The 8664-nt window shown below is 61.6% G+C and carries 7 protein-coding genes; 2 read left to right on the forward strand and 5 right to left on the reverse strand.

The features are described from left to right. Positions 1 to 118 precede the first annotated feature (118 nt). Both NV2_RS30255 and NV2_RS30260 read left to right on the forward strand, forming a co-directional pair. Positions 119 to 1357, forward strand: a complete 1239-nt coding sequence (locus NV2_RS30255) for a dienelactone hydrolase family protein (RefSeq protein WP_064061987.1) — start codon at positions 119 to 121, stop codon at positions 1355 to 1357. Continuing rightward, complete coding sequence (locus NV2_RS30260) at positions 1324 to 2112, forward strand: SDR family NAD(P)-dependent oxidoreductase (RefSeq protein WP_067882321.1); 789 nt, start codon at positions 1324 to 1326, stop codon at positions 2110 to 2112. The genes NV2_RS30255 and NV2_RS30260 overlap by 34 nt, the downstream gene beginning before the upstream one ends. Before the next feature lie 223 nt (positions 2113 to 2335). Here the strand turns inward: NV2_RS30260 and NV2_RS30265 are convergent, their stop codons facing one another. The 5 genes from NV2_RS30265 to NV2_RS30285 form a co-directional block, all read right to left on the reverse strand. Then, the gene (locus tag NV2_RS30265; RefSeq protein ID WP_067882324.1) at positions 2336 to 3961 is read right to left on the reverse strand and encodes an AMP-binding protein; all 1626 of its coding nucleotides are present in this window, start codon (positions 3959 to 3961) and stop codon (positions 2336 to 2338) included. Between the two features lie 108 nt (positions 3962 to 4069). Further along, positions 4070 to 5680 carry an ATP-dependent acyl-CoA ligase gene (locus NV2_RS30270; RefSeq protein WP_067882327.1) on the reverse strand — a complete coding sequence of 537 codons (1611 nt, stop codon included), beginning with the start codon at positions 5678 to 5680 and terminating at the stop codon, positions 4070 to 4072. Then, positions 5677 to 6003, reverse strand: a complete 327-nt coding sequence (locus NV2_RS30275) for a Zn-ribbon domain-containing OB-fold protein (RefSeq protein WP_033098826.1) — start codon at positions 6001 to 6003, stop codon at positions 5677 to 5679. The genes NV2_RS30270 and NV2_RS30275 overlap by 4 nt, the downstream gene beginning before the upstream one ends. After that, positions 6000 to 7145, reverse strand: coding sequence for a thiolase family protein (locus NV2_RS30280; RefSeq protein ID WP_052040231.1), 1146 nt, complete (start codon positions 7143 to 7145; stop codon positions 6000 to 6002). The genes NV2_RS30275 and NV2_RS30280 overlap by 4 nt, the downstream gene beginning before the upstream one ends. Further along, the gene (locus tag NV2_RS30285; RefSeq protein ID WP_157103168.1) at positions 7142 to 8512 is read right to left on the reverse strand and encodes an MFS transporter; all 1371 of its coding nucleotides are present in this window, start codon (positions 8510 to 8512) and stop codon (positions 7142 to 7144) included. Before NV2_RS30285 ends, NV2_RS30280 begins: the two co-directional genes overlap by 4 nt. Between the last annotated feature and the right edge of the window lie 152 nt (positions 8513 to 8664).

Consider the following 8664-nt stretch of genomic DNA (forward strand, 5'->3'; position numbering starts at 1 on the left):
AACCGTAGAAGACGCCCTCGAACCGACGACGACGGTGCAGCAGTAAGTACATCACCACCGTGGATGCAGTGCCCCGAGCACCGCAGACAACGGCCTCGAAGAAGGATCTGGAACTTCCATGGGTAAGTACATCGATATCGTTAAGGCCTCTGGCGAGACATTCGCCGCCTACCTCGCCGAACCCGAGCAGGGATCCGGCCCCGGCCTGGTCTTGTTACAGGAGATCTTCGGCGTCAACGACTACATGCGCGAAACTGCCGAGCTGTACGCCCGAGAAGGCTATGTCGTGCTCGTGCCGGACCTGTTCTGGCGATCCGAACAGCGCGTGGAACTGGGTTACGACGACGACGGCGTTGCCCGCGGACTGCAACTTCGAGATGCGCTCGACAACGACACCGCGATCGACGACATCGCCGATACCGTTCGCACCCTGCGTGCGTTCGACAATCAGGCCGGGGGGGTTGGCATCGTTGGATACTGCATGGGCGGGTTGCTGTCCTATCTATCGGCGGTACGTCTCGACATCGACTGCGCGGTAAGTTATTACGGTGTCGGCGTACATGAGCACCTCGACGAGGCAAAGAACCTGCAGGTGCCGACCGCATTCCACCTGGCCGAGCTGGACGCATTCTGCCCCGAGCCGGCGCGAACCGCTATCCGTGCAGCGTTTACCGACAACGATCTTGTGCAGATCTACGACTACGACGGTGTAGACCACGCGTTCGGCACGACCGGACGAGACGTATTCGATCCGGTTGCAGCCGACCTCGCTTACGCTCGAACACTGGCAGTGCTACGCAACACGATCGGCCCCCGATACGATCTCAACGCGATCTGGGACAATCACGTCTACCACGAATTCGTCACCCGCGATGTGCCCGCGACCATGGCGACGATGATCGATGAACCGTACGTCAACCACATCCCGACACTTACTGGCGGAGTGGGACAGAAGGATCTGTCCCGGTTCTATGCCTACCACTTCGTCCCTACCAATCCCTCCGACCTGAAGTCCATCACCCTGTCTCGTACCGTCGGTGCCAACCGGATTGTCGAAGAACAGCTGCTGTGCTTCACACATGATCGAGAGATGGATTGGCTTCTTCCCGGTATCCCGCCCACCGGCAAGTATGTGGAGATCCCCCTCGTGGCCATCGTCACCATCGAAGGCGACAAGCTTTGCAACGAACATATCTACTGGGATCAGGCCGGTGTGTTGGTGCAGATCGGCTTGCTGGAACCGACCGGACTTCCTGTGGCAGGAATCGAACAAGCACGCAAGCTGGTCGACAAGACTTTGCCGTCGAACGAGTTGATGGCGAAATGGTCAACCAGCGAGGGGAAGCCGATTTCGTGACGGCCTCCGCACCGGAACAACACCGTAGCGCTTTGGTCACCGGCGGCGCCGGCGCCATCGGACGACATATCTGCCTTGCTCTGGCCCGATCCGGGTTCGCCGTCGGAGTCGGCTATCGAGGTGACAGCACACGGGCACAGGAAGTCGTAGATGAGATCAACACCGAGGGCGGAGCCGCAAGGGCCGTCCCAGCGGTGCTGGACGATCCGGACTCGGTGATTCCGACGATCGCAAGGATGCACGCCCAACTCGGCCCTCTGGGTGTGCTGGTGAACAATGCGGTGGCCTGGCCAGACAATGTCGAGCAGGCGGAGCCTTTCTACCAGACCACAATGGACTGGGCGTCGCTTGTGCGCACGAATCTCGAGGGCACCTTAGCGATCACTCGGCATTGCGCACAGGCAATGGCCCACCACCACTGGGGACGAATAATCACCGTCTCCACCGATCTGGTCGACGGTTCGATGCAGTCCGATGTCTCGTACATCGCCGCCAAGGGCGGGATGACTGCGGCCTCACGCGCGCTGGCGTGGGAGCTGGGGCCGGCAGGAGTCACGGTCAATCTCGTAGCTCCCGGCCTGACCGCCGAGAAAGGCGCCACGATTGCCCCGCATGTCGTCGCCGAGCTCGTCGAACACACTCCGCTTCGCCGGTTGGTGACAGCGGCCGAGGTCGCCGCGGCGGTGGCGTTCCTCGCGTCCGAGAATGCAGGCGCGATCACAGGACATGTCCTGACGGTCAGCGGCGGGCACTGAATCTCTTCGTTCCTTCGCTTCCGTCGAGCAGCAAAGGACGTAACGGAACCCGTGCGCCGCACACTCCGGCCGATAGACGAGGACAACGACACCGGACCCTAGACAGATGCAGTGCCCCGCCAAGCTCATCCTTGGCGGGGCACTGCATCTGTCCAGGACGAGAACCTCGCCTGCTTCAGAGTGACTGAACGCAACTCGTCTCGGAGCTGAACCCGTGGTACGGCTACAGCTTTTCCCACGTGTCGTCGGTGACACCCTCGTTCCGAAGAACTGCCTTGGACACCTTGCCGTTGGCAGTCAGCGGTAAGGCGGCGACTATACGCACATAGCGGGGCAGCGCAAAGGCCGGCAGATGAGGTTCCGCGAATGCCATCAATTTTTCGATCTCGGTGGTACTACCGTCGGTCATCTGCAAGCAGACCATCACTTCGTCCTCACCGAGATCACTCGGTACTGCGATCGCTGCTGCTGCAGCCACCTCCGGATGCTCGAGGAAGGCAGCTTCGACTTCGTAGCTGGAGATGTTCTCGCCGCGGCGACGTATCGAGTCTTTCAGCCGGTCGACGTATCGGTACATACCATCCGACTGTTTCCTCACCAGATCACCGGTGTGAAACCACAGATTGCGACGTGAGGAAGTCGTGGCCTCGGGGGCGTTGAAATACCCCGCCGAGATCAGAGCAGGTTGCCGGGGGCGAATGACGAGCTCACCGACGTGCCCGTCCGGCAGCGGGCAATCCGCGGCATCGACGACAGCGACCTCGTAGTCCGGATGGGGAAATCCCAGCAACCCTTCGGTGTGCTGGCCCAACGGGGTATAGAACGCCACTCCGATTTCGGTCATGCCGAAGCCCTCGGCCACTTCGACTCCGAAGTGGTCTTCGAAGTCGCGTTTGATGGCAGGTTCGATGCCCGGTCCGAGGATCACACGCAGTGCGGAGTTCTCCTTGTCGAACACCTCGGGTTTGCGGTTCCACAGCATGCTGCTCATCGCCCCGAGAAGGAAAGTGACCGTGGCCTCGGACTGACGCAGGCGGTCCCAGAACGCCGACACCGAGAACTTCGGACCGATGACCGCGCGTGCCTGGGCGCCCAGCGCCTGCAACAGCGTGGTCAACGCATTGGTGTGAAATAGCGGCAAGCAGGTGTACAAGGTGTCGGCCGACGTCAACTGCAACTGCTCGGTGCAGATCACCGACCACCAAAAGAACTGCCCATGGGGCATGATGACACCCTTTGATGGTCCCGTGGTACCCGAGGTGAACAAGATGGCCGCCGTCGTCTCCGGCACTACCGTAACTGCTTCGGCGCCGGTCTCCCCGAGCTGGAACTCGACTGCATTCGCTACCGAAGCGTGGTGTCGATCCACTTCATCGTCGGCATATCCGTCCAGCGGCTCTGTCGAGATCCGGACCAACACCGGATCCGGGTGATCGAATACATCGCTCGCCTCGGCGAGATTGGTCTCGGTGACACGATCGAACACCACCACAGTAGGGCGTGCTGCGCGGAGTTGGTGGCGCAGCATCTCCCCCCGCAGTGCAGGGTTGAGAGGAGTGAATACTGCTGCACTCCACGCACACCCGAGGAACAGTTCGATCATTTCTCGGCGATTGGCGGTGGCAACGACCACCCGGTCCCCGGGTGTGACACCGTGACGCTGCAAGAACTGCGCACAGCGGGCAGCGACATCGGCGAGGTCACGTCCGGTATAGGAGCGATCGGCGACGGTCAGTACCGGTTCATCCGCCTGGTGTTCAGCAGCGTGACAAATGATTTCTTGGAGCGTACGACGTCGATGAGGCCACTGACGCCACGGATGCGCCCCGATCGATGCTGGGGTCTTCATTGTGCACTGTCTTTTCTGTCACCACCGGATCGGTGGCCACGTAGATAGGCCGCAATATCGGCAGGGCAGCCGAAGACTCCGGCAGCCCTGCCGTCACGGAAAGTGGTGTTACCGATCGTGAATGTGTTCGCGATCCCATGTGGTGTCGGTCCTGCCGCGCTCGCGGAGTTCCGCTTTGCGTATCTTGCCGTTGGCGGTCCTGGGCAGTTCGGCAACGATGTCGACGAAGCGGGGCACAGCGAACTTGGCCAGCCTGTCGCTGCAATGGGCCACGATGTCTGCTGGGTGCAGTTCGTAGCCCTCCTTGGGCACGACTGAGACCATGACCTCGTCCTCGGCCATGTCCGATGCCACCGGAAACGCCGCGGCGGTTTCCACGCCGGGATGCAGACAAAGAACCTGCTCGACCTCGAACGAGGAGATGTTCTCGCCGCGACGCCGGATCACGTCCTTGAGACGATCGACGAATCTGAACCATCCGTCCGGCTCCCGGACCACCCGATCACCGGTATGGAACCACAAGTTCTGCCAGGCTTCGACGGTCTTGTCCGGCATGGTGAAGTAGCCGGTGGCGAAGCCGAACGGCACACGGGATCGCAACAGCAGTTCGCCCGGAGTACCGTCCGGAACTTCCACGTCGTATTCGTCGACGACAATCGCGTCGAAGTCGGGTTGCACGCGCCCCAGATAACCGGCCCGAGGCGCTTCTGGCGCCGAGTTGATCGCCGCGTTCGTTTCCGTGGATCCGAACCCGTCGCTGAGATCGAACCCGAAACGCTGCCGGAAAGGTTCGAACAAGGTGGCCGGTGTGGCCGGTGACAACGCGATACGCACCCGGTGGGCACGGTCGAAGGGACCTGGCTCACGGGACCACAAGATGTTGATCATCGCACCGAGCAGATAGGTGACCGTAGCACCCGATTCGGTGACCTCTTGCCAGAATCGACTGGCGGAAAATCTCCTGCCGACAACGAAAGTGGCACCCGAGACCAGAGCCTGGACGAACGTATTGAGGGCATTGGTGTGGAACAACGGCAGACAGGTGTAAAGGACATCCTTCTCGGTGATACCGAGCTGCTCACTGACATTGACGCCCCACCAGTAGAACTGGGCATGAGGGCAACACACTCCCTTGGACACACCGGTGGTGCCCGAGGTATAGAGCAGTGCTGCGGTGTCTCCCGGAGCAACAGGCGCGGCCGGTCTCGCACCCGAGAGTGCGGGGAATCGCTCGACACGTAGCGCAGAAACCGGCTCGGCGGAAGGGCTGCCCAAGGACCACACCCGCTCCAATGTGGAGGGGAGGGTGATCTCCTGGAGCCGTTTGAGCAGAGCGGGTTCGATGACCAGAATGCGGGCGCCGGAGTTGGCCAGCGCATGGAGAAGTTGCTCTCCTCGCAGTTCTGCGTTCAAGGGCACCGCCACCGCCCCCATCCAGGTAGCTCCCAGGATGGTTTCCAGCAGTTCGAGTCGATTGCCCGTCAGTGTCGCGACTCGGTCTCCGGACCGGATTCCAGCCTGTTCGAACACCGCGGCCGTCATGGCAGCGCGATCACGAACCTGGATGTAGGTGTAGGACGAGCCGTCGATCTCGAGCAATGTCTTGCTCCCGAAGGCGTCGGCCTGTCGGTTCAACAACGCCGGCAACGTGCATTCGGTGATGGGCAGTCCACGCAAGGGCGCGGACGGACGTTCGCGTGCAGCTAGTTCCACTGTCATCGTTTCTCCTGGGCGTGGGGTGTCGGTACGTACCCGATCGGGTTGTCCGGCGCTGTCGGAGGTATCGAGGTCAGCTCGATCGTCGTTCCCGGTGTGATGGGCGGACCGTGGACGGCCGCGACGACGATGGGGCCGAGGTCGCAGCGGACGGAGGCGAAGCGAGTAGGTGGTTCGGTGTGTTGGGCGGTCCACTCTTCGACGGTGCCCTGCCGTGCCATGACGTTCTCGAATTCGTGACCATGGCAGTGAGGGCACAGGAGCCGGAACGGAAAGGCGACGGTGGCGCATCGGGTGCAGCGCTGCATCTGGATTCCGGTAGTCACATCGCCTCCAGAATCGTCATGTTGGCGCACGCACCATAGCGGTAGGTGACCATGCCGTATCCGGTCACTGCCGCCAGGCGTGCTTCGACTTGCCGCTTCCCGGCGTGCCCGAGCAACTGCGTAGTCGCTTCAACGAGCCCGTGCAGTCCCCCTGCCGACCCTGCCTGGCCTGCGGACAATTGCCCGCCCGAAGTGTTGACGGGCCATCGGTGGTGGAGCATGCGATGCACCGCTTTGCCGAAGTCGTCATCAGGCACGAGCCCGAGGTCGGCGAGTTGGATGAGCACCATCACGGGGTAGTCGTCGTAGACGTTGACGAGGTCGATATCGGTCGGGTCCACGCCGCTGCGCTCCCACAGACCGGGTGCGATATCTGTCAATCCTGTCTGTAATCCGTCACCGGTGTGGTTGTCCCAGTTGATACTCCCGCCGATGGCGCGAACTCGGACAGTATGTCGGTCGGCAGCCAGGTCCGCTCGGGTGACGACGACAGCATCAGCACCGCTGACGGGGGGAACGCAGTCGAAACGCCGCAGCGGTGCGGCCACCATCGGGGCGGCAAGGTAATCGTCGAGTGTCATGGGCGTGCGGTAGACCGCACGGGGATTCAGCGATGCCCATTGCCGCTGGGCCACAGCGATGGCGCCGTAGTCGGTTTCCGCCAGTTCGTACTTTTTCATGTGGCGCTGGGTCAGCAGAGCGAACATTGCGTTGGGACCCGACATACCGGCAGGTGTGACGTGGTCTCGAGTAATGCCGTTGTATTCGGAGACCAGGATCCGGAAGTCGTCATGAGTCATACGGTCACCAGCGGCGATGACAATTGTGTTGGCGTCGCCGGCTTCGACTGCGCGTACCGCGTGTTGGAGCATGTTGACCCCGCTGGCGCCGCCGTTGGTGTCTTCCATGATCCAGCGCAGACTCAAACCACACTTCACGGCCAGATCGACAGCATGGTCGGGTTTGAGGGTGAAGCTCGATACCGCCAGGCCATCGATATCCGCAATCGTCAAACCCGCGTCGGCGACAGCACTGCGGATGGCGGCAGCAAGCATCGATTGTGTAGTCGTAGCGCCGGCGGGATGCCGAGTGTAGGGCTCTTCTGCAGCGCCGATAAGGACAGCAGTGTTGGCGGCGCTCATACCGACTCTCCGATGCGTCCTGTGTTCGCTGAGTTGTGATCGCGACCCGAGCCCGGCGTCGAAGTCTGGAACCGGCTTGCGGTCTCGGGAGCGCAGTAGACCGCGATGGTGCTGATCAGACCGAGAATCGCCAGGTAGATGGCGATCGGCCAGAAGTGCCCGGCCCAGGCGAGCAGGGCCGTAGCGATGAGTGGGGCAATGCCGCCGGCGAAGATCGCCGCGACTTCATGACCGATCGACAGACCGCTGTAGCGGACCTTGCCGGTGAACAACTCGCTGAAGAAACTCGGTTGGGTGCCGAGCATGGCGCTGTGGCACAGACCCACGGCGACGATGATGGCAATCCAGATCATTGCCGGTGTTCCCGTGTTCATCAGCAGGAAGAACGGCACTGCCCACACGACGACGCCGATCGCACCGAAGAGATAGACCGGTCGGCGACCTACACGGTCGGACAGTCTGCCGAAGCCGACCATGGTGAAGGTCTGCACGACGTTGGCAGCAATGATGGCCGGCAGGATGACATCACTGCTGATACCCAGATGACTGCCGTACGCCAGGGAGAAGACCAGAAAGATGTAGGAGCCGCCGTTCTCGGCCATCCGCGCACCGACCGTGAGCAGGATGGAGCGCCGTTGCGTGCGAATCGCCTCGAGTGCGGGGTAACGCTCGACCTTGCCTTCGGTCTGCAGCTCTTGGAAGACAGGGGTTTCGGTGATCTTCATGCGGATGATCAAACCGGCGAGCATGAGAACCAGACCCAACAGGAAGGGGATGCGCCAACCCCATGTCAGAAACTGCTCGTCCGGAAGGAGAGTGACCAGGGCGAAGACCGACGATGACAAGATGAAACCGATGGTGACGCCGACCTGGCTGAAAGCGGAGAAGAAGCCTCGGCGATGGGGTTGAGCATTCTCACTGATCAGCAGCACAGCACCGCCCCATTCACCGCCGACTGCGATGCCCTGGATGATGCGAAGCACAACCAGCAGGACCGGGGCCCAGAATCCGATTTGCTGATAGGTGGGAAGCAGACCGATCAGGGCGGTACATACGCCCATCATCATCAAGGTGATCACCAGCATCGACTTACGGCCGAGTCGGTCACCGAAGTGACCGAAGACAACACCACCGATGGGGCGGGCGACGAAACCGATGGCGAAGGTGCCGAAAGCCGCCAGCGTACCGGTCAACGAATCATCGCCGGTGAAGAACAACGGGCCGAAAACCAGTGCGGCGGCGGTGCCGTACAAGAAGAAGTCGTACCACTCAAGGGCACTACCGATCAAGCTGGCCGTTGCGACCCGTTTGATCGGAGTCGCCGGTGGTGAGGGGTTGGATCCGGGATTGCCGGTGTCAGTTGTCATCGATCAGGTCCTTCGAACGTCTCACGTCCCGTGCGAAATATGTTCGGGAATTGGAGGGGATGTAGGAGGGGGCTTGTGGGGTCGGACTCGATGGTGCGATCACCTTCGCGGTTGGAGCTCCTCGAGGTGACCGAGATGGCGGTCACGGGTTC

It is taken from the genome of Nocardia vermiculata NBRC 100427 (assembly GCF_001613265.1).
Taxonomy (GTDB): domain Bacteria; phylum Actinomycetota; class Actinomycetes; order Mycobacteriales; family Mycobacteriaceae; genus Nocardia; species Nocardia vermiculata.

Bases quoted from the DNA above. Each gene is read 5' to 3' on its own strand.
- NV2_RS30255 (WP_064061987.1), top strand. From the start codon at position 119: ATGGGTAAGTACATCGATATCGTTAAGGCCTCTGGCGAGACATTCGCC.
- NV2_RS30260 (WP_067882321.1), top strand. From the start codon at position 1,324: ATGGTCAACCAGCGAGGGGAAGCCGATTTCGTGACGGCCTCCGCACCG.
- NV2_RS30265 (WP_067882324.1), bottom strand. From the start codon at position 3,961: ATGAAGACCCCAGCATCGATCGGGGCGCATCCGTGGCGTCAGTGGCCT.
- NV2_RS30270 (WP_067882327.1), bottom strand. From the start codon at position 5,680: ATGACAGTGGAACTAGCTGCACGCGAACGTCCGTCCGCGCCCTTGCGT.
- NV2_RS30280 (WP_052040231.1), bottom strand. From the start codon at position 7,145: ATGAGCGCCGCCAACACTGCTGTCCTTATCGGCGCTGCAGAAGAGCCC.
- NV2_RS30285 (WP_157103168.1), bottom strand. From the start codon at position 8,512: ATGACAACTGACACCGGCAATCCCGGATCCAACCCCTCACCACCGGCG.